Annotated in this window: 19 protein-coding genes and 1 other RNA gene; 10 read left to right on the plus strand and 10 right to left on the minus strand. The window is 55.6% G+C overall.

All coding sequences use genetic code 11. From position 1 onward, the window contains the following. Positions 1 to 104: 104 nt before the first annotated feature. The 5 genes from VF639_RS21325 to VF639_RS21345 form a co-directional block, all read right to left on the minus strand. Positions 105 to 1,370: a hypothetical protein gene (locus tag VF639_RS21325; RefSeq protein ID WP_331147972.1), complete on the minus strand. Its 1,266-nt coding sequence runs from the start codon at positions 1,368 to 1,370 to the stop codon at positions 105 to 107. Next, entirely contained in the window at positions 1,367 to 2,662 is a 1,296-nt protein-coding gene (locus VF639_RS21330) for a DUF2851 family protein (protein WP_331147973.1), read from the minus strand. Before VF639_RS21330 ends, VF639_RS21325 begins: the two co-directional genes overlap by 4 nt. 233 nt (positions 2,663 to 2,895) lie before the next feature. After that, on the minus strand, positions 2,896 to 3,540 hold the full coding sequence (gene lolA1, locus VF639_RS21335; RefSeq protein ID WP_331147974.1) for an outer membrane lipoprotein periplasmic chaperone LolA1: 645 nt from the start codon (positions 3,538 to 3,540) through the stop codon (positions 2,896 to 2,898). Between the two features lie 120 nt (positions 3,541 to 3,660). After that, positions 3,661 to 6,645 carry an FtsK/SpoIIIE family DNA translocase gene (locus VF639_RS21340; RefSeq protein WP_331147975.1) on the minus strand — a complete coding sequence of 995 codons (2,985 nt, stop codon included), beginning with the start codon at positions 6,643 to 6,645 and terminating at the stop codon, positions 3,661 to 3,663. A 137-nt stretch (positions 6,646 to 6,782) separates the two neighbouring features. Further along, the gene (locus tag VF639_RS21345) at positions 6,783 to 8,462 is read right to left on the minus strand and encodes a DUF6044 family protein (RefSeq protein WP_331147976.1); all 1,680 of its coding nucleotides are present in this window, start codon (positions 8,460 to 8,462) and stop codon (positions 6,783 to 6,785) included. 142 nt (positions 8,463 to 8,604) lie between these two features. Between VF639_RS21345 and VF639_RS21350 the strand changes: the two genes are divergently transcribed. Beyond that, entirely contained in the window at positions 8,605 to 9,024 is a 420-nt protein-coding gene (locus VF639_RS21350) for a hypothetical protein (protein WP_331147977.1), read from the plus strand. Between the two features lie 134 nt (positions 9,025 to 9,158). Here the strand turns inward: VF639_RS21350 and xerD are convergent, their stop codons facing one another. Continuing rightward, on the minus strand, positions 9,159 to 10,061 hold the full coding sequence (xerD, locus tag VF639_RS21355) for a site-specific tyrosine recombinase XerD (protein ID WP_331147978.1): 903 nt from the start codon (positions 10,059 to 10,061) through the stop codon (positions 9,159 to 9,161). A gap of 147 nt (positions 10,062 to 10,208) precedes the next feature. On the opposite strand from xerD, the gene aroQ reads away from it, so the two are divergent. The 6 genes from aroQ (at position 10,209) to rnpB (ending at position 14,115) form a co-directional block, all read left to right on the plus strand. After that, entirely contained in the window at positions 10,209 to 10,655 is a 447-nt protein-coding gene (gene aroQ, locus VF639_RS21360; RefSeq protein WP_331147979.1) for a type II 3-dehydroquinate dehydratase, read from the plus strand. Positions 10,656 to 10,813: 158 nt separating this feature from the next. Continuing rightward, on the plus strand, positions 10,814 to 11,878 hold the full coding sequence (locus tag VF639_RS21365; RefSeq protein WP_331147980.1) for an aminotransferase class V-fold PLP-dependent enzyme: 1,065 nt from the start codon (positions 10,814 to 10,816) through the stop codon (positions 11,876 to 11,878). Positions 11,879 to 11,982: 104 nt separating this feature from the next. Continuing rightward, a complete protein-coding gene (locus VF639_RS21370; protein WP_331148005.1) occupies positions 11,983 to 12,543 on the plus strand; it encodes a MarC family protein in 561 nt (186 codons plus the stop codon). A 98-nt stretch (positions 12,544 to 12,641) separates the two neighbouring features. After that, entirely contained in the window at positions 12,642 to 13,109 is a 468-nt protein-coding gene (rnhA, locus tag VF639_RS21375; RefSeq protein ID WP_331147981.1) for a ribonuclease HI, read from the plus strand. Between the two features lie 179 nt (positions 13,110 to 13,288). Next, complete coding sequence (locus VF639_RS21380) at positions 13,289 to 13,597, plus strand: hypothetical protein (RefSeq protein WP_331147982.1); 309 nt, start codon at positions 13,289 to 13,291, stop codon at positions 13,595 to 13,597. Positions 13,598 to 13,634: 37 nt separating this feature from the next. Continuing rightward, positions 13,635 to 14,115: RNase P RNA component class A (gene rnpB, locus VF639_RS21385), an RNA gene on the plus strand. A gap of 175 nt (positions 14,116 to 14,290) precedes the next feature. Here rnpB and VF639_RS21390 read toward each other — a convergent pair. Both VF639_RS21390 and VF639_RS21395 read right to left on the minus strand, forming a co-directional pair. Further along, the gene (locus VF639_RS21390; RefSeq protein ID WP_331147983.1) at positions 14,291 to 14,734 is read right to left on the minus strand and encodes a c-type cytochrome; all 444 of its coding nucleotides are present in this window, start codon (positions 14,732 to 14,734) and stop codon (positions 14,291 to 14,293) included. An 8-nt stretch (positions 14,735 to 14,742) separates the two neighbouring features. After that, positions 14,743 to 16,029, minus strand: coding sequence for a PQQ-dependent sugar dehydrogenase (locus VF639_RS21395; protein ID WP_331147984.1), 1,287 nt, complete (start codon positions 16,027 to 16,029; stop codon positions 14,743 to 14,745). Between the two features lie 284 nt (positions 16,030 to 16,313). Between VF639_RS21395 and VF639_RS21400 the strand changes: the two genes are divergently transcribed. Continuing rightward, positions 16,314 to 17,471, plus strand: a complete 1,158-nt coding sequence (locus tag VF639_RS21400) for a sigma-54-dependent transcriptional regulator (protein ID WP_331147985.1) — start codon at positions 16,314 to 16,316, stop codon at positions 17,469 to 17,471. Positions 17,472 to 17,531: 60 nt separating this feature from the next. On the opposite strand, the gene VF639_RS21405 is transcribed toward VF639_RS21400, so the two are convergent. Continuing rightward, positions 17,532 to 18,533, minus strand: a complete 1,002-nt coding sequence (locus tag VF639_RS21405) for a long-chain-fatty-acid--protein ligase (protein WP_331147986.1) — start codon at positions 18,531 to 18,533, stop codon at positions 17,532 to 17,534. A gap of 111 nt (positions 18,534 to 18,644) precedes the next feature. On the opposite strand from VF639_RS21405, the gene VF639_RS21410 reads away from it, so the two are divergent. Further along, positions 18,645 to 19,220, plus strand: coding sequence for a hypothetical protein (locus VF639_RS21410; RefSeq protein ID WP_331147987.1), 576 nt, complete (start codon positions 18,645 to 18,647; stop codon positions 19,218 to 19,220). Positions 19,221 to 19,523: 303 nt separating this feature from the next. On the opposite strand, the gene VF639_RS21415 is transcribed toward VF639_RS21410, so the two are convergent. Next, positions 19,524 to 21,944, minus strand: coding sequence for an alpha-ketoacid dehydrogenase subunit alpha/beta (locus VF639_RS21415; protein WP_331147988.1), 2,421 nt, complete (start codon positions 21,942 to 21,944; stop codon positions 19,524 to 19,526). 243 nt (positions 21,945 to 22,187) lie between these two features. Here VF639_RS21415 and VF639_RS21420 point away from each other — a divergent pair, with 243 nt between their 5' ends. Beyond that, the gene (locus VF639_RS21420; protein ID WP_331147989.1) at positions 22,188 to 22,961 is read left to right on the plus strand and encodes a DUF1573 domain-containing protein; all 774 of its coding nucleotides are present in this window, start codon (positions 22,188 to 22,190) and stop codon (positions 22,959 to 22,961) included. Positions 22,962 to 22,987 lie beyond the last annotated feature (26 nt).

Below are 22,987 nucleotides of genomic sequence, written 5' to 3' on the forward strand. Positions count from 1 at the left end.
CACTTGGTTGCTGATTGCTGATTGATGGTTGTTGATTGCTACAGGTTGCTTTCTCTTATATTTCAAATGAGCATTAATCAACAACAAACCATCAATGTATACCTCTATAGCCCCAACCGGCGCAGCAATCGGGCGGCATATTCGTTTTGCAGTGCCAGCCACAACACAAACGGCAGTAAAGCTGCCCGGTAGCGGTTCATGGTGCCAAGGTTGGGCGCACTCAACCCAAGTAGAGTTGCCAAGGCCAGGCAGTAGAATAAGATGGCCACCACCAACGCAAACGGCAATTCGCCTTTCCGTCCGCGTAGGGTGGCCAGCAAGGCAGTTACCAGAATACCGAGCAATAACAGGTTTTCCAGCCCCAACCCCTTATAGCCCAGACTGCCTTCCCAAAACCAGGGCCGGCTAAGTGTTTCCCAAACTGCCTGTGGAGCGTTTCGGACGACACTCTCAGTGTTGGGGCTAAGTTCTTCGTATTGAATGCGTGGCCGGTTTGCAGACTGTTTACTTAGCTCGTTGTAGTTGCGCACTAGTTGGAGCGTGATGCGGTTTGGCCGGAAAACCAACGCTACTTCACTTGCCAGCCAAGCCCCAACCCCAATAGTGGCTGAAAAAAACACCACTACCGCCCACCGCTGACGCGCAAGACCCAACTGCTGCAGCAAGCGCACTACCGTGAGGCCTCCCAACGCGCTGAAAAGTAGTGCCGCAAAGAAATAGCGCATTTTGAAGTGCAGCACGGCCAGTAATACGAACACTAAAATGCGCCAGATTGAAAACCGCTCACTATCATAAAGCCAGCCAATCAGGATAGCCACCAGTCCCGCCGCACTACCTAACACTAGACTCTCCTTGGTAATACCTGCCGACCAAAAAACCACCGTCGGCCACACCAAAAAGCCGATCAGGGCAGCCCCGGCAGGCGTCTGCGGGAATGTATGAGCTAAAGTTCGCACCAAGGTCCAGCAGGCAATAAAGCAGAACAACGTAAGGTACAGGCCATTCCACCAGCTGCTACTGTAGCTGGCCAGATTTAGAACCGACAGGATTTTGGCCGTGAAAAACGTATTAGAATAGCCGTGATAGATGAGGTAGAGTTCCTTGTTGTAATGAAATTCATTGCCCAACATGGCCTGCACCCAAGCGCTTGGTCTTTCCCACAGTTGCAACGTCATGGTCGTAGAGAACTGATGCATATGACGGGCATCGGAGCTTGGCTTCCAGCACGCTATCATCCAAGACAGCAGCTTCAGGGCCATTACCGGCAGCAGCCAACGCCCCAGCTGCGGCACGCGCAACTGCGCACGAACCCAGCGCCAGAGCCAAATGGCCAGGGCCGCATTGAGCAGGACGGCAACAAGTAGCTTCACTGGCTGACCAGGTTACGTTGTAAAATCCGGCTGCCTACGGCACAATGCAGGCAGCGGCGCGGCGCGCAGTACGTCCGGTGCAGCGCCAGCAAGCCCTGCGAATCGGCTGAACTACGGTGCTGGAAGCCTAGCGCATCATAGTCGTCGGTGATGTGGTTGTGTTCGGCGGGCAGCAAACTTAGCAGAGCAAGAGCATTCTCTACTAGTTCGGGCTGCCCCGTATGCCGGGCGTAGGCTATACGTAGCGGCACTACTACGTTGGTAATCAACAGATAAATACTGCTTTTGCCCAAGGCTGGCACCTTGCCCGTCGCGCCCGGCCGATAATGCTCGCGCCAGTACTTGGAAGTAGGCGCTTGGAAGAACTTAGTTAGCGTAGGCAAGTCGGCGGCGGTTAGCATGGCATCAAACAGAGCAGGCCGCGCGTGCAGTACCGCTGCTAGCTGCGCCAGGCGCACCGGTGGAAAATTGGCGGGCCGCAGCCGCAGAAAATTCCACTCGTGCGCGGCCAAAGCGGTACCGTGCAAGCTGTATTTGTGGCGCAAGAACTCGAATTCACGGCGGAGAGCAACGATATATTCGTCTGCCGAAGCCTGCGTTTCTTCTAGTAGCCCAGCCTGTCCGAACAGCAGTGCTTCCAGTTGCAGTTGGTCGTGGCGGTGGCGGCGCACTACATGGAGCGGTAGTGCCTTCGCCAGCCGGGCCAGCGGCTCACTGTTCTTCTGAAACCCGAAGGCAGCAGCCAGCGTGTGATACGCAGTTGCTTCCCAATCGTCGCCCAGGCGCTGGTGCAAAGCCGCTACTACGGAAGCTTTTAGCTCCATGCGTTCCAGCAACGCGCGCTCCACCATGCTGGTACGGGTAATTTCGGGTACCAAGGGCAATTGTGCGGCACAGGGCAACAAGGACGTTGGCTGCTCCAGCAGAGCATGGTAAGCGCGCAGCAAATCAGGGGCAATGCGCGGGCCTAGCGACAAGGCGGGTACTATGCTGCTATCAAGGCGTTGTACGGGCTGGTCGGCTTCGTACACTACGTGCAAGACTACCTGGTCGTATTTAGGGTCGGTCTGGTGCTGGTGGCGGTGCCAGTCGGAGGCTTTCAAGTGGATTTCTACGGCTCCGTTCCACTCTACTTCGTCTAGCTGCAAGCGGGCCGTCAGGAAGTCAGGGCCGGCGTCGGCGTTGCGGTAACCAGGTTTTAAAACGGTAATAAGCTGGCCATCGGTGGTACGCAAATCGGTTTTATCGAAATATTGATGCTGCCAAACGTAATGGAGAAAATCTTCTTGCATAATAGAATATATAAGCTCGAAATATAAGGCTTTCAGCACTCAACCCTGGACTCACTCTTTGAAATGATCAGGCATTGATTCCCGCCGATGGCGCAGAAGTTTGCGCCAAGGATGCTAAAGCTTATTACGCCAACTTCTCGCCAATAAGCTTAAAACACTATTTGTCGTAAGACAGTCCGGCCCGCCTCCGCGAGTAGCAGAGACGGGCCGGACGCATTGACAAGCAAAGAAGCTTAACGCAGGTCGATAACTTTCACGCCTTTGTATTTGGCCTTGTCGAAGGCAAAAGTGGTAGCGTCAACTGGTACGTTGGGCGTAAACTTGTTGATTTTTACGGTGTAGCGGTTGCCGTTCTTTTTAAACATTTGCCAGCTTCTCACCGAGTTATCGGTCTTGCTAACTTTCATACGCACCTTGAAAACCGGATTGCTCCGGTCTTCGGGGGCGAGTTCGATGATGTCCACTAGCTCGCCACCTTCCTTGGCTTCCTGTACGTAAGAATACTTGTAGCCTTTTTTGTAGAGCGTATAGATTTGAGCGGGCGAAATCTCCTGCTCATCCGACTCATAATCAGAGATATTTACCTCGTTTTCGGCTTTCATGTAGGTGTACATGGTTTTGCCGTCGTTGATAACTTCTTGGCCGCTCATTTTCAACCGGAACTTTTGGCCGCTCACGGTGATGTCGCCGCTCATGTTCTCTTTTACTTTGGCCGCGTCGTTTTCCAGCGTCTGGGTAAAAGATGCTTTATAGGCCTTCATTGCCTGATATTTGGCACTCATCTGGTCCAGAATCTTACCAGCTTTGGGGTCCTGCTGCGCCGTGGCGGTTGAGAGTAGGGAAACCGAAAGGGCGAACAGGGCGAAAAGTTTTTTCATTACAAAAAGGTGGTTCAGTAGAGGTAAGTACAGAGACGTACGAAACCGGGCTTTGTTTAAGACTTAACAAAAAGAAGTTTAAAATGATCCTCCTCTTTGCCCGGTATTATAATGTACTTACTATTTCGGCAGTGTATTCAACAACTGTTCCAAACTATATTCGTCGGGAATCAAGACCTCACGCGCTTTGCTGCCTTCAAACGGTCCTACCACGCCGGCATGTTCTAACTGGTCGATGAGGCGGCCGGCGCGGTTGTAGCCAAGCTTCAGGCGGCGCTGCAGCAACGACGTACTGCCCTGCTGGTGCGTAACAATAACGCGGGCCGCTTCCTCGAACATCGAGTCACGCTGGCTGGGGTCCATGTCTTCCAGGTCGCCGTTGCCCCCGCCCGATTCTCCTACCACTTCGGGCAGCAGGTAGGCATCGGGGTAGCCTTGCTGCTCGCTCACAAAGTCGCAGAGCCGGTCCACTTCGGGCGTATCGATGAAAGCGCACTGCACCCGGATGATATCAGAGCCCTGGGAGATGAGCATGTCGCCCTGGCCCACAAGCTGGTCGGCACCGCCGGCATCGAGGATGGTGCGGGAGTCAATCTTGGAGGTAACCTTGAAGGAAATCCGGCACGGGAAGTTGGCCTTGATGATACCGGTAATTACGTTCACGGAAGGGCGCTGCGTGGCCACAATGAGGTGAATACCAATGGCGCGGGCCAGCTGGGCCAGACGCGCAATCGGAGTTTCCACTTCCTTGCCGGCCGTCATCATCAAGTCGGCCAGCTCGTCGATTACCAGCACGATGAAGGGCAGATAGCGGTGGCCTTTCTTGGGGTTGAGGCGGCGCTCAATGAATTTGCGATTGTACTCTTTCAGGTTCCGGCAGCCGGCGTCCTTCAACAGGTCGTAGCGCCGGTCCATTTCCATGCACAGCGAGTTCAGCGTGTTCACCACCTTCTTGGTGTCGGTGATGATGGCTTCTTCGGTGTCGGGCAGCTTGGCCAGGAAGTGGCGCTCGATCTTGTTGAAGATGCTCAGTTCCACCTTTTTAGGATCGACGAGCACGAACTTCAGCTGCGCGGGGTGGCGCTTGTAGAGCAACGAAGCCAGAATAACGTTCAAGCCCACCGACTTACCCTGACCCGTGGCACCAGCCATCAGCAAGTGGGGCATTTTGGCCAAATCCACTACAAACACTTCGTTGGTAATGGTACGGCCGAAGGCAATGGGCAAGTCCATTTCGGTGTGCGCAAACTTCTCGGTAGCAAACACCGAACGGATACTCACCATCTCCTTTTTGGTGTTCGGCACCTCAATACCAATGGTGCCTTTGCCCGGAATTGGAGCAATAATACGGATGCCTAAAGCGGCCAAGCTCAAAGCAATATCATCTTCCAGGCTCTTGATCTTCGAAATGCGCACCCCTGCATCGGGCACGATTTCGTAGAGCGTGACCGTGGGGCCGATGGTGGCCTTGATGCTGGCAATGTTGATACCGTAGTGCCCCAAGGTTTCCACAATGCGGTCCTTGTTGGCTTCCAGCTCCTCTTTGGTTACCTGCGCTTTGGCCTGCCCGTAGTCGTTGAGCAGATCCAACGTGGGATATTGGTAGCGCGAGAGGTCCAGCGTAGGATCGTAGTTGACCGCCGGCATGGCGTCGGCATCCTCGTCTTCGTCGGCAATGACAGCCATATCAGCGCCAGCGGCAGGATCTAGCTCTCCCTGTTTGACGGTGATTTGTAGGGCTGGCTGTTGATTGCTGGTAGTTGATTGTTGGCTGTTAGCTGCCGGCAGCGGGACACTATCATCAGCCAAATCGGCCAAGGAAAGTGGCGTCGGAACCCGTGATGGCATGGTGGCAACTGGCTCCGGGTCAACCGTTGACTCTATGGAGAAGCTAGGGCCCTTGGCTGGAGTTGTAGCACCACCAGAAGCTACAGTAGCCGCGGCGCTGGCAGCACTTAAGGCGGCGCTGGCGGCGGGAGCAACGGAAAGCGGCAAAGCCGCACCAGTAGCAGTAGTAGCCGCGGCCGCTCCTGTCAGTAGCCCGGCGCCGCTGGTTGGTACCACGCTGAAATTCGGCGAGGCTACGGAGCCGGACGTAATAATTGAAGCATCGGGCTCATTGTCTTCTTTGGGCTGCAACACGGCCGCCGGACGGGTAGTTGCTACAAGCGGAACCGGACGCACAGAGCGCACCGTCATCCCAAAGTCACGCTCTTCCTCTTCTTTATTGTCGAAGGCAGGCGAGGCGACGTTGCTTGCTGCCGGACGGGCCTGATTAACTATAGTCTGACTGTCAGAAACTTCCTCCTCTTCTTCGGCTTCGGCACCGAAGCGGGGCATGGTGAGCGACGTAACGTTGAAGAAGAAAACAACGAAGGAAATCAGCAGAAACGCCAGCAGCAGCACTGTGCCCCAACCAATTAAACTGTTGAGCCAAAGGGCCACTTCGTACCCAATGCCGCCACTCAAAAAGTCGAGGCGGTGCCCGAGGGTGGGGTCGGCATCGGGGGCTTGCATGGTGAGCACCACGTAGCCAAGCAGCACGCTCAGCCAGCCCATCAAAAAGACGCACAAGGCCAGCACATAGCTCACCGACACGCCGGCCCGACGGAATACAATCTTGTAGCCCAGGAAAAACACGATAGGGATGAGGGCAAATGCCGCCACTCCAAAACCTCTATAAATAAAAGCCTGCGCTATTATGGCCCCCAGCAACCCAAACCAGTTGCCCGTTTCCTGACCCGCCTCTTTCACCGTGGTGCGGTCGATTCCCGCTACTACGCTTTGGTCGGCGTGGCCGGTGAACAAGAACGAGAGAAACGCAATAGTCAGGTAGAGAGACCCTAGCAGGAAGAAGAACCCTAGGAAAAGCTGGAACCGCCGGTCACGCACAAACCCGAACATGCCGCCCAGATTGAAGGAAGGCAATTTCAGGGGGCGCCGCGGCGGTTTTGGCGCTGCTTTCGCTTCGGAGGCCCGACGATTTTCGCGGGGCGCCGCTGGCTCGGCCGGGACCGAACGGGGCGCAGCCGTCCGTGACGGCCGCGGCTCGTTGACCCGGCTGGCCGGTAAAGGTTGATCTTGCTTGTATGTATTTTTAGCCATTCTAACGCTCCAAAGGGCCAAATCTAGGCATTTACATTGAGTGAATGAGCGGATAAGTGAATGAGTGAAGTAGTCTATGGCACCAGATGGCCCGCACGTCAGCCGACGTAGGCTACTTCACTCAGTCACTTATCCGCTCATTCACTCTTGACTTCGTATAGGTAAATCCGCCAGTAGGCATCTGGCCGGCTGAACACGCCAACCGGGCGGAGGCCGCTTGAAGCGGGCCGAGCTAGTTGAGTTGCTGCTAAAACGTAACGGCCCCTCAACTTTCGGAAGGTACTAGGATCAAACGTGAAATCCTGCACAACACGGTGTTGAAACGCACCTACGCGGAAATCCTTGCCTAGTTCGGCGGAAAATAAGAAGCAGCGGTTCCCCCAGGCATCGAAGTAAGTCTGCAACATCGGGCTCTTGGCCAACTCGCCGGCAATAAGCGGCCGAAACTGATGCTTGTAGGAAAGCGGGTAATTATTCTGGTAAGAATCGAGGGTGTAAAAGTTGTTGAGCTGAGCTACTGCGGGCGGAAAACCGAGGCAGGCCACTCGGTAGTCGGCGGGCTCAAGGCCTGTTTGCTGCCGAATAGTTTGCTGTACTTGCTCGAATAGGGGCGCACTCACATAGGCGGCATAGTTGGGCTCGTATGCCCGCGGCCGCCCCGCTAGCTCGCGAAGGTTGTTTAGCCACTCGGCATTCATGGCTAGACCCACCAGCAATTGCAGGCTTACCAGCCCCACCTGCCAACGGTTTGGCAACTCACGCAACGCTAAAACCAGCACGATAAACCACAGCAGCGGAGTCAGAAAGTGGAAGCGCCCAAAATTGAAAGCTCCTACTGCTGGCAGCCACGGCTGCACAACAGCCACCAGCTGCGGATAAAATCCACTAAAGAAGGCCAATGCCGCCAATACCAGCAGCCACGCCCCGAAGCGCCGCAATTGTGCAACTCGCTGCCCCGCCGGAGCCCGCCCTATCACTGCCCCTACCGCCAACAACGCCGCCAGCCGCAGAAAACGACTGGCATGGTACTGCCCGGTAAAGAAGAACTGCCCGGCACTGCGCAAACCTGCCCGCAAGCCCATGGGGTTGATTAGGCGCATATCAAATTCCAGCCGGTGCGGTACAAACTGCTTGGCAATGAGCAGCGAGTAGAACAGCGGCCATTCCACCACTAAGTACATACCCAACAGGAGCAGCAGTCCGGCCACTAAGCGCCATTTCAAGCGGCCTGCTTGCCAGCAGTCGTAGAGCACGAACAGCCCGAGGGCGGCCAGTACAAACGGCCCCACAAAAGCAAATATGCTCCAAAGCGGAAAAGCCCCGATAATAAGCCAGTGCCACCACCGCGCCGGCCCCCGCCGTAGTTCCAGAAATGCCAGCAGCAGCGCCGCCTGCCCCAGTACTAGCATTCCATACATGGTGTACAGCGGCAGCAGCGCCCAGCACAACGCCACACCCGCAGCCAAGGCTTTCTGTTGCGCATCCCCTAGCCAAAAGCGCCGCAGCAATGCGTACATGGCCAGCAAGCCTAGTAGCCGCACCAACCCCTGCTGCACTAAATAAACCGCCCAAGGCGGCAGCAACTGAAATAAACCTACGGTTACGCTCAGCCCCGACCGGGCCGCGTTGCGGGGCAGGCCATCCATCACGGCTGGCAGCACCACGCCCGGACGGTAATCAAGGGCTACCTTCTGCTTTACAAGTAGATACGGAATAGCAAACTCCGCTTCCAGGTTATCGTCGATGGTTATGTAGCTATGGTCTTGCAAGACTACATAAGGCAGCAGGAACAGCAGCAACCCAAGTAGTGCCAGCACCAAAGGGGAGATACGAGGCGAATTATATATCCTAGATGATGGCACAATGATTAGATTTACTGCGAAATTACCACTGCCCTGCTACTCCCTACTACCTATTGCAATGCCCGATTAAGGTTTTTCTTTGTCTTCGCATTGTTCCATGCCACAACTTTCTACTCTTTCAGCCGAGCAACCATTTTGCCGAGTTGAATATGATGCTAACAATAAATGGTTACGTGCCACCTGGCATGGCTTTATCAATCCGCAGCACGCTTTGCAAAGTATTGTCTCGTCTTTGGGCGTGCTGAGTAATCCGGTGGTTACGCTTTTTCTCAACGATAACAGCCAGGTGCTCAACCCTTGGTTTGACTCCTTGACGTGGCTACGTTATGCCTGGGATAGTACCCAGACTCCTCCGCCTGCGTGCGTGGCTCACGTAATGCAGCCCGGTGGCGACGCCAATGTTAGTGACTTAGATACCAGCTGGACCCGCAGCACGGGCACCGAATTGCAGCTCTTCGAGTCTGTGAATGATGCCGAAGACTGGCTGCGCGAATGCAAGGGAACAGCTAACAATTAACATTTATCATTTAACAGTGCGGTATCTGCCGGCGCTTGCACTAGGATCTCTCGATAGTAGCGCCGAAGCTACTCCCTCGGCAGACAATGAGGCCGAATGCACGGCTGCTGTTAAATGTAATTGTTAAATGTTAATCAGCTTCGGGGGTGAAAGGCCGTAATAACCTGCCGTAGGTAGTCCCGGTCTAGGTGGGTGTAGATTTCGGTGGTGGTGATGCTTTCGTGGCCGAGCATCTCCTGGACGGCGCGTAGGTCGGCTCCGCCTTCGATGAGGTGGGTGGCGAAAGAGTGGCGGAACGTGTGGGGGCTAATGCTCTTGCGGACTCCGGCTTTATCAGCGGCTTCCTTGATGATGTTGAAAATCATGATCCGAGAAAGTTTGGCGCCTCGTCGGTTCAGGAATACGAAATCCTCGTTGCCAGGCTTGATATCGAGGTGGCAGCGGATGCCTTGCAGATAAAGTCCCACGTGTTTCAGCGCGTCGCGGCCGATGGGTACCAGGCGTTCCTTATTGCCTTTGCCCGTGACGCGCACGAAGCCTTGGTCGACATATAAATTCGAGAGGCGCAATTCGGTTAGCTCGCTCACGCGCAGCCCCGAGCTGTAGAGCACTTCCAGAATGGCCCGATTGCGGGTGCCTTCGGGAGTACTTAAATCCACGGCTTCTAGCAGTTTCAGGATGTCTTCGTAGCTGAGCGTGTCGGGGAGCTTGCGGCCGGTTTTGGGAGCTTCCAGCGTGTCGGTGGGGTCAATTAGCAGCAGATCCTCCATAATCATGAAGCTGAAAAACGCCTTAACGCCCGACAAGGTGCGGGCCTGCGAGGTAGCACTCATACCTAGCTCGCCGAGCCAATCCAAAAACTCCCGCAACAGCGCAGTTGTCACTTCCTTGGGGTTGTTGGGCAAGTGGCGGATTTCCAGAAAATAACGCAGTTTGCCTACGTCGCGCACATACGCCTCAACCGAGTTGGCAGAAAGTGACTTTTCCAATTGTAGGTAGCCTTCAAACTGCCGTAGCGTAATCGCCCAAGTCGACATAAGCTGATTGTTGAATTGTTGCTTGTTGGGTGCTCGTTGTTGGAAGGTTGCCCGGATATTCATGCAAGTTTAGCTAGACTTGCCTTAAGAACAGGTTTTGCCGGGCACAAGCCAGCAGTCAACAATTCAGCAATCAACAAGTACTAAATGCACCTTCTTATCCTCAACGGCCCCAACCTGAACCTGCTAGGCCGGCGCGAACCAGGCATCTATGGCACCCGCTCATTCGACGACTATCTGCCCGAATTGCGCAATGCCTTCCCCGACCTTACCATCGAGTACTTCCAAAGCAACCATGAAGGCGAGCTGCTGGACAAGCTGCACGAAGTAGGCTACACCTACCACGGTATCGTGCTCAATGCGGGTGGCTACACCCATACCAGCGTAGCGCTGGCCGATGCCATTGCCGCCATCAACGCCCCAGTAGTAGAAGTGCACCTCAGCAACCTGCACGCCCGCGAAGAGTTTCGCCAGAAAAGTTTGCTCGGTAAACACTGTGTGGGCAGCATCAGCGGCTTCAAGCTGGAAAGCTACCGCCTAGCTGTGCAGTACTTCGACAGCCTCCGCCCCAAACGTCTAGGGTTCAAAGTGTAGCCGTGGTGAAATGGTGATAGAGCGATTCGGCGAGTTTACTGTTTTATAAGAGCCGTGTGCGCAGTTTGAACGGCAAACTCACTAAATCACGAAGTCGCCAAATCCCCACTTTGTCGTTCCTACCTTTGCACCTCCATTTCCCAAGCCCTTCACTACCTATGTATACATTCAATCCCGGCCCGTCGCAGGTGTACCCGCAGGTGCGCCAGTATCTTCAGGATGCTTTCGATGAAGGCTGGCTGTCGGCTCCGCACCGGGGCGAGCGGTTTACGAGCCTGATGCGCCAAACCGTAGCCGAGCTGAAAAACAAGCTCAACGTGCCCCAGGACTACACGGTGTTCTTTATGAACTCGGCCACCGAGTGCTGGGAAGTTCTCACCCAGAGTCTAACGCCCCGCAAGAGTTTCCACCTCTACAGCGGCGCCTTCGGCGAGAAGTGGTACGAGTATGCCAAAGCCCTACGGCCCGATACCATGGCCTTCCCCTTCGGCCCCGACGAGATACCCGATGTAGCCGCCCTGCCCCTCCCCGATCAGGAAATCGACTTGGTGTGCATCACCCAAAACGAAACCAGCAACGCCACCCAACTGCGCGACGGCTTTATCCTGAACCTCTACAACCGCCTCGGCAACTCGCTGCTGGCCGTAGACGCCACTTCCTCGCTGGGCGGTATTCAAATGAAGTACATCAAGGCCGATGTTTGGTACGGCTCGGTGCAAAAGTGCTTTGGCTTGCCCGCGGGCTTGTCGCTGATGATTTTGTCGCCGCGGGCCGTTGACCGGTTTCGGCAAATCAATGAGCGCAGCCACTACAACTCGCTCACGGCGCAGTACGAGAAGATGCTCAACTTCCAGACCACTCACACGCCCAACGTGCTCGGTATCTACCTACTGAGCCGGGTTATGCAAGACCGGGAGCCCATCAAGATGGTGCATCAGCACCTGCTGGAGCGCGCCACCAAGCTCTACGACTACTTCGAGCAAGCTACCCCGTTCAAGCCTCTCATCAACAACCCCGAAACCCGCTCCACCACCGTCATTGGTCTGCAAGGCCCTCCTCCCCTCATCGACGAGGTGAAGCGTCGGGCTCTCACGCAAGGCTTGCAGCTCGGCAACGGCTACGGCAGCTGGAAAGCCGGCAGCTTCCGTATCGCCAATTTCCCCGCCATCCCAGATCAAGCCTTCGAGCAGTTAGTACAGTTCTTCGCCAAAGAGTTTGCCTAGCGGTGAAATAGTGAAGTTGTGAGTTTGTGAATTGGCGTTCAACTCCGTGAATTGTACCTAAGGCGCAATTCACAACCTCACCTTTCATGATTTCCCCTTTCCCCATGTTTAGCCTCAAGGAAATCTTCTCTGTCACGCTCACGCTGTTTGCCGTGATTGATGTGCTGGGTTCTATTCCTATCATCATTCAAATCAGGCAGCGCGAGGGTAAGATTCACTCCGAAAAAGCTACGCTGGTAGCGGGCGTGCTGATGGTGGTGTTCCTGTTTTTGGGCCAGAGCATCTTATCGCTTTTTGGGGTTGATTATCAATCGTTCGCGCTGGCTGGCGCCATTATCATCTTCCTCATTGGCATGGAAATGATACTAGGTGTTGAGCTGTTCCGCCATAACCCGCTGACCTCCACGGGCTCGATTGTGCCCCTGGCTTTTCCCATCATTGTAGGAGCTGGCACCATGACGACGCTGCTCTCCTTGCGCGCCGCATATTCGCTGCCCAACGTGCTGGTTGGCATTGCCCTGAATCTGGTGTTTGTGTACCTCGTGCTTAAAAGCAGCGCCTGGATCGAGCGTAAACTGGGCAAAGCCGGCGAAGACATCTTGCGCCGCGTATTCGGCGTGATTCTGCTGGCCATTGCCATCAAACTGTTTAAAAGTAATTTTTAGCTGAATGGCTAAATGGTTGAATGGTTAAATGGCTTGTCATACTTACACGACACCTAAACAATCAACCATTTAACCATTCAGCCACCTAGTCATTCAAAATGATTTACCTCTTCACCGATGGCTCTTCCCGCGGCAACCCGGGCCCGGGCGGCTACGGCGCCATTCTGCGCTTCGGCCAGCACGAGAAGGAGCTGACCGAAGGCTTCCGCCTCACCACCAACAACCGCATGGAGCTGCTGGCCGTCATCAAGGGCCTCGAAGCCATAACCCGCCCCGAGTTGCCCATCACCGTCGTGACCGACTCGAAGTACGTAGTGGATGCGGTGGACAAGAAATGGGTGTTTGGGTGGGAGAAAAAGGCTGACTTCGGCAAGAAAGCCAACGAGGACTTGTGGCGCCGTTTCCTGAAGGTGTATGCCCAGCGCAAGGTGTCGTTCAAGTGGGTACGCGGCCACAACGGCCACCCCGAAAACGAACGTTGCGACCAGCTCGCCGTGCGGAGCGCCACTCAGGGCAAGCTGCTGGTAGATGAAGGTTACGAGTTGATTGAAGCTAGACGGGCATAAATCCCAGTTATTTTCCTCTATGCGGTAGCCTCCTATTTTGGCTCTTGTTTGAATTGGGGTTTTGGATTAATGCGACAGTTGCCTTCGGCCAACAATCCTCCTTTCAAAATTTTCCAGCATCTGAATTATATAAAGGCTCATCTGCGGTGCCCAAAATCACCCGCCATACGGCAGCTTGGATGTTTAGAACCCGTATCCGGGAGGCAGCCAAGCTCCGGCCTAACTTCGCCGGGCATTATATACTAGCCGCTTGGGGTTGTGGCGCAGAATGCCTTAGCTACGCCATCATCGACGCGCAGACGGGCACTGTATACTTCGAGGACGCAACAGTATGCTGTTGGAGCGGCAATGTGCCTGACGAGTTTAGTCCTATTGATTTTCGCTTAACTAGTAAGCTGATAGTGCTCCGTGGCATTCTGGACGAAGAAGGCTCACAAGGCACGTATCGTTTTGTATTTGAGCGGGGCCGTCTTGTCCGTCTTCCTTGATAGTTTCAGTACGAAACCATTTCCTACCTTTGCCTGCGTGACAAGTCGCTCCACCGCGGCGCCTTCCGGGGCGACGAGGAAAGTCCGGGCAACGTAGAGCACCCTGCTTCCTAACGGGAAGGACTGGCAAGTATAATGCGAACCAGGACAGCCAGTGCCACAGAAAATAACCGCCGAAGCGGTGAATGAGAGTAATTGAGTGAAGTAGCCTACGCAAGCTGACTACAGCGCCAGAGGCTACTTCACTCATTCACTCAGCCACTCATTCGCCACTGGTAAGGGTGAAAAGGTGCGGTAAGAGCGCACCAGCGGGCAGGCGACTGTCCCGGCTGGGTAAACCTCAGGGGTTGAAAGACCAAATAAGCTGGCGCGCGCCCTGCGAGGACGTACCGGGCGGCTCGTCCGGAGCCAGCGGGTAGGTTGATGGAGCCTTTCCGCGAGGACTGGCCTAGATAAATGGTGGAGACGCGGCCTTTCGGGGCCACGTACAAAACCCGGCTTATAGACTTGTCACCCACAACAAAAAGGCCGCCGCAACTTGTGTTGCGGCGGCCTTTTTCACTGAACGACAGGATTCTAGCCCGTCATGCAGAGGCAGAGCCGAAGTATCTCGTGTGCCGACAGTATAATGGCAATCTTGAGTCGGCACGCGAGATGCGCCAGCTCCGCCTCCGCATGACGTTCCTTAACACCCTACTTCTTATTAGCCGCCCTTACGGCTTTCACTTCCGCTACGCCGACAGCTACCGCTTTGTTGCCGAAGCTGTTACGCACGTACGTCAGCACGTCCGCTATCTGCTGGTCGGTGAGGAAATCGTATGACGGCATGGCGCCATTATAGGACTCTCCATCAATGTCTACGCCTTGCAAGCCGTTGAGCACCACTTTTACGATGCGGGTTTTGTCGCCCAACACGTAGCTGGTTTTGCTGAGTGGCGGGTTCATGCCGTCTACGCCTAGTCCATCGGCTTGGTGGCAACTCAGGCAGTTTTGGGTGTACACCGTTTTTCCCTGGGCAAGGGCAGCCGCCGAAACTACTGGCGTAGTTGTTTTAGCTTTAGGAGCAGGTTTTTTTTGGGCCGCTGCCGACAAGCTACATAAGGCCAGTCCGGCAAGAGCAACAATTAACTTCTTCATTGAAGCACTTATTTCTTGGCGTATACAATGCGGTAAATCGTGCCCATCTTATCGTCGGAGACGTAGAGCGAACCATCGGGGCCCTGGGCCAAGCCGCAGGGCTTGTGGTCAGCGCGGCCGGAAGCTACTTTCTCGGGCGAGCCGGCAAAATTATCGGCAAATACCTCCGATTCGCCAAACGGCTTGCCATTTTTGAAGGGCTGGAAAACTACGTAGTAGCCCGCCTGCGGCTCCGGAGCCCGGTTCCATGACCCATGAAACGCAATGAACGCGCCGTTGCGGTACTTCTCGGGAAACATAGTGCCCGTGTAGAACAGCAGCGCGTTGGGAGCCATATGGGCCGGAAATGCCGCTACCGGGTCAATAAAGTTGCCGGTTGCTTCCTTCTTGCCGTCGCCGCCGTACTCAGGGGCCATCATCTTCTTGCGCTGTAGCCCATCGTAGTACATGTAGGGCCAGCCGGCGTTATCCCCTTTTTTGAGGGCGTACATGCATTCGGCGGGGAGCAGCGACGACTGCTTAACGTCGTACATGTCCGGAAAAATGTCGTGAAGCTGGTCGCGGCCGTGCTGCATCACGAAGAGCTGGTTGGCTTGCTGATTCCAGTCGAGGCCCACCACGTTGCGCAGGCCGGTGGCGTAGCGCGTACCGTCGCCGTAGGTCTGGTTGAGCTTGTCGGCGCGAAACTGCCAGATGCCCCCGGCCGAATCCAGCACCGGGCAATTGGGTTGCCCAAGCGAGCCTTTCTGCCGGTCTTTCACCTGGCAGGAATTGGAAAAAGCCCCGATGTTGACGTAGATGTTGCCCTCGTTATCGAGCGCCACTGACTTGGTTTCGTGCTGGCCCCGGTTGATGAGGCCCGTAATTATCTTTTCGGGCTTGTCGGGGTTCAGCACTTCATTTTTCTCGTTGAGCTTGTAGCGAAACACTTCTTCCTCGGACGACGCGTACAAGTAGCCGTTTTTGATGCAGATACCCGTGCCGCCGTAGCTACCGAAGCTATTGGCCACGGTGGCCTTGCCGCCGCTGTTTTCGCGGAGCATCAGGATGGTTTTGCCGCTCTTGTCGGGCCGGGCCAGCTTCACGTAGATCGTGCCCTGGGGCGTGATGGTCAGGTGGCGGGTACGGGCACCGGTTTCCACCACTTTCAAGGCTCCAAAACCGGCTGGTAGTTTCAGGCCGGCATTGTCGGCGTCGGGTACCGGGGGCCCTACTTTGCTGGTTAAGGCGTAGAGTGCCAAACTGCCAACCAAAGCCGAGGGCAGCAACAAGTAGCGGGTCAAGAGGTGTTTCATAGGAGGAGGGTTCCGTCAATCAAAGGGTGTAACGCTGAAAATCAGATCGATAAGCCACCGGCTTAGCTTGCTTGCTTACTACATTCCTACAGCAGAGGTTACTTCTGTTGCTGGTGCGGCACGGCAAACTAGTTATGCTGGTGCGAAAAGCAAAGTCGGCAGGTTTTAAGCAGGAGTTGCAGCCGGGTCGTCGGGGCGCTGTATTTTGTTCGCGCACACCAACCAAGTATGGCTTTTCGTTACCTTCGTTCCTTTCGCTTTCCCCTTTTTGCTGAACCCGTTCTATGCCCCGCATTCTCATTATCGACGACGAAAAAGCCATTCGCAATACGCTGAAGGAGATTTTGGAGTATGAAAGCTACCAGGTAGACCAAGCCGAAGACGGCCCCACGGGCCTCGACATGCTGATTCGCGACAAGTACGACGTAGTGCTCTGCGACATCAAGATGCCCAAGATGGACGGCATTGAGGTGCTGGAGCGGGCCCGCATTGTGGCGCCCGATTCGGCTTTTATCATGGTGTCGGCCCATGGCAACGTGGAAATGGCCGTAGATGCCACCAAAAAAGGCGCTTACGATTTCCTGCAAAAGCCACCAGACCTCAACCGCTTGCTCGTAACCGTCCGCAACGCCCTGGACCGCACCAAGCTGGTAGCCGAAACCAAGACGCTCAAGAAGAAGGTTGCCAAAAGCTCGGAAATGGTGGGTTCGTCGGGGGCGCTTGGTGCCGTGCGCAAGGCCATCGAGAAAGTAGCACCAACCGATGCCCGCGTGCTCATTACGGGTCCTAACGGAGCCGGCAAGGAAATGGTAGCGCGCCAGCTGCACGAGCAAAGCAACCGTTCCAGCGGCCCGCTTATTGAGGTAAACTGCGCCGCCATTCCGTCGGAGTTGATTGAGAGCGAGCTATTTGGCCATGAAAAAGGCTCGTTCACGTCGGCGGTAAAGCAGCGCATCGGCAAGTTCGAGCAGGCCGATGGCGGCACGCTCTTTCTGGACGAAATCGGCGACATGAGCCTTTCGGCGCAGGCCAAAGTGCTGCGGGCCTTGCAGGAAAACAAAATCACGCGCGTGGGCGGCGAAAAGGAAATTTCAGTGAATGTGCGCGTGCTGGCCGCCACCAACAAGAACCTGCTGCAGGAAATAGCCGACCGCAACTTCCGCGAAGACCTGTACCACCGCCTCTCGGTCATCCTCATCCAGGTGCCTTCCCTCAACGACCGGCGCGAGGACATCCCCGACCTGATCCAAAAGTTCCTGCAAGACATTGCCAACGACTACGGCAACAAGCCCAAGAAGGTAGACGCCGCCGCCCTCAAATACCTGCAAGGCCTCGACTGGCGTGGCAACATCCGCGAGCTACGCAATGTGGTAGAGCGCCTCGTTATCATGAGCGACGACACCATTTCAGAAGCCGATGCCAGAGCATTTGCGGGGAAATGAGTTATCAGTTGTGAGTTGCCGGTTGCCAGTCTGTTCTATCAACTGGCAACTGGCAACTCACTACGCCATCTGGTTGCAGCCGCGCACGTCCGAGTTGTCAAGCCGGCCTAGCACTTCGAACGAGCCGTCGGGGTGCAGGCGGGCCAGGTCTTTGGTTTCGATGAAGGCGCAGCTATCCACGTTGGCCAGGTCGATGAGGTTGATGGCACCATCGGGGCGGGTTTCCGAAACAGAGAACGGGTCGGCGGGGTCGCGGAGCAGGATGCGCAACTGCGGGGGCGCGTGGAAACGGCCGTCGCCGAGGCTGTAGGCTTGACTTAGCAGTTCGGTCATACCGTATTCGGAGTGGATGCCATCGGGGCCGAAAACTTGTTGTAGCTCCTGGTGCAGCTCTTCCCGGATCATTTCTCGGCGGCGGCCCTTCATGCCCCCGGTTTCCAACACCGTTAGGTCTTGTAGTTCCGGCGCCGGGCCAACTTCAGCAGCTAGGTCCAGCAGAGCGTAGCTCACGCCGAAGAGCATGACGCGGCGGCTGGTGTCTTGCTTCGCTTCGCGCAACGCTTGCAGCAAAGCCGCGTGGTCGTGCAAAAAGAAGGCGGGTTGCGTCTGGCCTGATTCCTTGGCGAAGTAGTCGACCATGGCCACTAGGGAGGAGTTTCCTTGCTCCAGATAAGAGGGCAGCAACGCCAGAAACGTCCAGTTAGTCAGCGGGCCATAGTATTGCTCGAAAATTCTGGCCGCATTGTGGCGGTAGAGCTGCGGGTCGCGGACGTGGTGCTGGCTCCGCTGCTGCATCGTGGTGCCACTGCTTAAGAACAGCTCCCGCGGCTCCCAATCCTGGGGGTCGGTACGTACGTCGTGCGTCTTGAAAAACTCGATGGGCAGGAAAGGAATATCCGTTAGCCGCTCTACAGTGGCCGGATTGCAACCTAATGCCTCTAAATATGCTCTATAGGGTGGGCAGTGCTTCGCCTGGTAGCGAAACATACGCAAAGCCACTTCCGAAACGTTGGAAGTAGTTAGGTGCGGCAGCTGACGCAAGTGCTCTTCGCGGAAACTCATTGCAGGGTTATGGAGTTAGGAAAACACATAACAAAAGCAGTAAGTCTTCGTTGAGAAGCTGTACCTTTTACCCGTCGCCGCGGCGATATTTTATTTGTCTTTCTTCTTACTATGGCCATGTCTCGTACGCTTTCCTTAGGCTTACTTTTCGCGCTGCTCTGCGCGGCCGCCACCTCCTGTATCAGCCCTCCTGATTTTTCGGATACGCCACGCATCAAGTTTGAAAACCTGGATATAGTGCGTTTGCCCAACCCACCTGGCTTCCAGACTGAATACTCGGATACTATCCGGATTTATTTCGAGGATGGCAATGGTGATTTGGGTCTCTCTACTACTGATACTATGCCTCCTTATGACAGAACAGTAGATCCAGTGACAAAGGAGGTGAATGAGAATTATTACAACTACTTCGTTCAAACGCAAATAAAGAATCCAAGCACTGGTGATTGGGAAGACTATGTTGCTACAGGTTTACCAGCAGGTGTGTATAACAGTCGCTATCCTCGTCTTGCACCCGAATCTGACAAAGAAGCTCCGCTTAAAGGAACACTAAAGTTCAACACAAGCGTAACTGTCGGCCCGGTATTTCCCCCTGGTTCTGAGATTCGTTACAGGGTTAGCATCAAAGACCGCGCTTTAAACCGGAGCAACGAGATATTTACTTCCAGTCACGTTATCGAGCGGTAATTGTTAAGGAAAAAATACAAGGCGAGCAATGCGATTTTTAGTTGCGTTGCTCGCCTTTTTTCATGAAGATGTAAACAGATTAATTTTCGGATTACCCATTCCCTTAACAGCTGTGCCTTCCCAATTGGTGCTAGGCTATGTCTGAGGAATCCTTAGTGAGGTTGTTTTCCTTGAAAGCCCGTCATGCAGAGGCGCAGCCGAAGCATCTCGCATGCTGACGTTGTAGCACTAAATGAGCTTACCATACTAGCGAGATGCTTCGGCTGCACCTCTGCATGACGAGCTAGCGTTTTCAGAAACAGCCTAATAAATAGCCGGAAAACGCTTGGGTTCAGCTTCGCGCATCATTTCGTACACGGTGTCGAATACCTCTTCCGCATTGGGCTTCGAGAAGTAGTCGCCGTCGGAACCGTAGGGGGGACGGTGGGCTTGAGCAGCCAGGCAGCGCGGGGCGGAGTCGAGGTGGCGGTAGGCGTCCTGGTCGTCGAGCACCTGCTGCATCATGTAGGCAGTGGCGCCGCCGGGCACGTCTTCGTCGGTGAAGAGGACGCGGCTGGTTTTCTGAATGCTGTCGGTGATGACGTGCTCTAGGTCGAAGGGCAGCAGGGTTTGTACGTCCAGCACTTCTATCGAAATACCTACTTCGGCCAGCTGCTTGGCGGCATCCAGCACGATGCGGCACATCGAGCCGTAGGTTACTACCGTCACGTCGGAGCCTTCGCGCAACACCTCGGGCACACCTAGGGGCAACGTAAACTCGCCAACGTTGCTCGGGATTCGCTCTTTGAGGCGGTACCCGTTCAGGGGTTCAATTACAATGGCCGGCTCATCGGAGCGCAGGAGCGTGTTGTAGAACCCGGCGGCCTGCGTCATGTCGCGGGGCACGCAGAGGTGAATGCCCCGAATGGCACCGAGGATCATTTGGATCGGGGAGCCGGAATGCCAGATGCCTTCGAGGCGGTGGCCGCGGGTACGCACAATGAGCGGCGCTTTCTGGCCGCCCTTGGTGCGGTATTGCAGATTGGCCAGATCGTCACTTAAAATCTGGATGGCGTAGAGCAGATAATCCAGGTACTGAATCTCGCTGATGGGGCGCAGACCGCGTAGCGCCGCCCCTATCCCCTGCCCGACGATGGTGCACTCCCGGATACCAGTATCGGTTATGCGCAGTTCACCGAACTTTTCTTGTAAGCCGGCAAAAGCCTGGTTAACATCGCCGATACGGCCCACGTCTTCCCCAATGGCAAAAATGCGCGGGTCGCGTTGAAAATTGGCGTCGAAGCAAGCTTGCAGCACTTCGCGGCCGTCTACTTGGGCAGCATCGGGGGCAAATTGAACGGGCACTACTTCGATGTTGCCAATGGCTTCTTCGCTTTGGCTGAAGAGGTAAGAATTATAGCGGTCAGCGTTTTCGGCCTGCGCTTGGTCGAGCCAGTTTAGCAGGTTGCGGCGGGCGGCCCGGCGCTGGCCGCGCACCTGGCGCAAGGCCCGGCGCGCGGTGCGCATGAGGTCGGCCCGGATGGGGGTTGGATTTTGCTTGAGAGAATCCAGCTGCTGCTGCACCCCACTTTCGGGACCGGCTTCCGTGGCCAACTGAGTAAGTAGGGTCAGCAGGTCGTCGCGCTCCTGCCTGATGGGGTCGAAGAAAGCGGCCCAAGCGGCAGTGCGGGCCGCTTTTACCACTTCCCGGGATTCGCTTTCAATCTGTTGCAGCTCGTCTTCGGTGGCATGACCTTCCGCCATGAGCCACAACTTCATTTTCAGGAGGCAATCGTGCTCCTGCTCCCACACCAGGCGGTCTTTGGGCTTGTAGCGTTCGTGCGAGCCGCTGGTGCTGTGGCCCTGTGGCTGCGTGACTTCGGTTACGTGGATAAGCACGGGCACGTGTTGCGTGCGGCAGAGCTCGGCGGCGCGCTGATAGGTGTCAAACAAGGCCGGGTAATCCCATCCTCTCACCACGAAAATCTCGAAGCCTTGCTCGCCTTCGCTTTCGCGCTGCAAGCCCATCAGAATGGCCGATATACTTTGCTTGGTGGTCTGGTACTCGGCGGGCACCGATATGCCGTAGTGGTCGTCCCAAACGCTCATCAACATCGGAATCTGGAGGACTCCGGCGGCGTTGAGCGCCTCGAAAAACATGCCTTCGGAAGTGCTGGCGTTGCCAATCGTGCCAAAAGCCACCTCGTTGCCATTCACCGAAAACTGTTCGAACTGCTGCAGCTCGGGGTTTTGGCGGTACAGCTTAGAAGCGTAGGCCAAGCCCACCAGGCGGGGCATCTGGCCGGCAGTGGGCGAAATGTCGGCCGAGGAGTTTTTGCTGGTTGCCAAGTTTTTGAAGTTGCCGTCTTCGTCGAGGATACGGGTGGCGAAGTGGCCGTTCATGGCGCGGCCGGCCGTGGCGGGTTCGGCTTCCACGTCGGTGTGGGCGTAGAGCTGGGCGAAGTACTGTTGCAACGTCAGTTCGCCGATGGCCAGCATAAAGGTCTGGTCGCGGTAGTAGCCGGCGCGCCAGTCGCCGGCGCGGAAGGCGCGGGCCATAGCTAGTTGGGGCAGCTCTTTGCCGTCGCCAAAGATGCCAAACTTAGCTTTGCCCATGAATACCTCCTTGCGGCCCGCCAACGAGGCGTACCGACTTTCCCACCCGAGGCGATAGTCGCGCAGGAGTTCGTCTTTACTGAGAGTGGCTACGGGAGCCAGCAGGTCGGCAGATTCGGTTGTGGGCATAAAACGGATGGAGTTGATGCCAGGAAAGGCAGGAAGGCCCGCTCGGTGGGAACAGACGCGCAAAAGTACGGATTTGGCCGGCAGCTTTCATTGACACGCAACGAGGGACGTTTTTGTTTATCTTTGGAATATCAGTTGCCAGTTATAAGTTGCCGGTTGCCAGTTTTCCTTTGGAAACAAATACAGGCTTCAGCAACCCATATCTGGCAACTGGCAACTCACAACCGACAACTGAATACTCCTATGAAACACTTTGCCTCCCTCTTCTTCGCCGTGCTGCTGGCCGTAAGTGCCCGCGCCCAAGGCGTTATCACCTTCGAAAAAGATTTGCACGATTTCGGCAGTGTGCCCGAAGGTACCATGGCTACCCACGAGTTCAAGTTCAAGAACACCGGAAATCAGCCCGTAGTTATTGCCAACGTGCAAGCCTCGTGCGGCTGCACCACCCCCGACTGGACCAAGACGCCCGTACTCCCCGGCAAATCGGGCATTGTGAAGGCCATGTACAGCAGCGCGGGCCGTCCGGGCGTGTTCAACAAAACCGTGACGGTAACCAGCAATGCCAGTGTGCCGAGCACGGTGCTCACCATCAAAGGTGATGTGGTGAACAAGGAGCAAGCCAAAGCCACCATGACCCCGGCGCAGCTGGCGCAGTCGCCGCGCCTGACCCTGGACCGTACCACCCACGACTTCGGCAAGATCGAGTCGGGGCAGCAGCCGGCGGCTAAGTTCACAGTGAAAAACACGGGCAAGCAGCCGCTGGAACTCGGCATGATAACGTCGGCCTGCAACTGCGTGGGCTATAAGTCGGTGCCGCCGGTGGTGAAGCCGGGCCAGAGTGCGGTGATTGAACTGCTGTACGCGCAGCGCCAGACCGGCCAAATGTCGGATGTAGCGACACTGAGCTCCAACGACCTGAATGGCGACGTGAAGATTACCCTGAAAGCCAACATTGTGCGCGACTTGAACAGCAGCAGCATGGTAAAGGAAACCAACGCCGTAATACCATTTAAGTAGATTTCCTGCACCTGATGCCCAAGTAG

It is taken from the genome of Hymenobacter sp. (assembly GCF_036387835.1).
In the GTDB taxonomy this organism is placed as follows: Bacteria; Bacteroidota; Bacteroidia; order Cytophagales; family Hymenobacteraceae; genus Hymenobacter.

Coding starts and splice junctions, on each gene's coding strand:
- VF639_RS21410 (WP_331147987.1), top strand. CDS start 18,645: ATGGCCATGTCTCGTACGCTTTCCTTAGGCTTACTTTTCGCGCTGCTC.
- rnhA (WP_331147981.1), top strand. CDS start 12,642: ATGATTTACCTCTTCACCGATGGCTCTTCCCGCGGCAACCCGGGCCCG.
- VF639_RS21400 (WP_331147985.1), top strand. CDS start 16,314: ATGCCCCGCATTCTCATTATCGACGACGAAAAAGCCATTCGCAATACG.
- VF639_RS21340 (WP_331147975.1), bottom strand. CDS start 6,645: ATGGCTAAAAATACATACAAGCAAGATCAACCTTTACCGGCCAGCCGG.
- VF639_RS21420 (WP_331147989.1), top strand. CDS start 22,188: ATGAAACACTTTGCCTCCCTCTTCTTCGCCGTGCTGCTGGCCGTAAGT.
- VF639_RS21370 (WP_331148005.1), top strand. CDS start 11,983: ATGTTTAGCCTCAAGGAAATCTTCTCTGTCACGCTCACGCTGTTTGCC.
- VF639_RS21405 (WP_331147986.1), bottom strand. CDS start 18,533: ATGAGTTTCCGCGAAGAGCACTTGCGTCAGCTGCCGCACCTAACTACT.
- aroQ (WP_331147979.1), top strand. CDS start 10,209: ATGCACCTTCTTATCCTCAACGGCCCCAACCTGAACCTGCTAGGCCGG.
- VF639_RS21390 (WP_331147983.1), bottom strand. CDS start 14,734: ATGAAGAAGTTAATTGTTGCTCTTGCCGGACTGGCCTTATGTAGCTTG.
- VF639_RS21330 (WP_331147973.1), bottom strand. CDS start 2,662: ATGCAAGAAGATTTTCTCCATTACGTTTGGCAGCATCAATATTTCGAT.
- VF639_RS21395 (WP_331147984.1), bottom strand. CDS start 16,029: ATGAAACACCTCTTGACCCGCTACTTGTTGCTGCCCTCGGCTTTGGTT.
- VF639_RS21350 (WP_331147977.1), top strand. CDS start 8,605: ATGCCACAACTTTCTACTCTTTCAGCCGAGCAACCATTTTGCCGAGTT.
- VF639_RS21365 (WP_331147980.1), top strand. CDS start 10,814: ATGTATACATTCAATCCCGGCCCGTCGCAGGTGTACCCGCAGGTGCGC.
- VF639_RS21380 (WP_331147982.1), top strand. CDS start 13,289: ATGTTTAGAACCCGTATCCGGGAGGCAGCCAAGCTCCGGCCTAACTTC.
- VF639_RS21415 (WP_331147988.1), bottom strand. CDS start 21,944: ATGCCCACAACCGAATCTGCCGACCTGCTGGCTCCCGTAGCCACTCTC.
- lolA1 (WP_331147974.1), bottom strand. CDS start 3,540: ATGAAAAAACTTTTCGCCCTGTTCGCCCTTTCGGTTTCCCTACTCTCA.
- xerD (WP_331147978.1), bottom strand. CDS start 10,061: ATGTCGACTTGGGCGATTACGCTACGGCAGTTTGAAGGCTACCTACAA.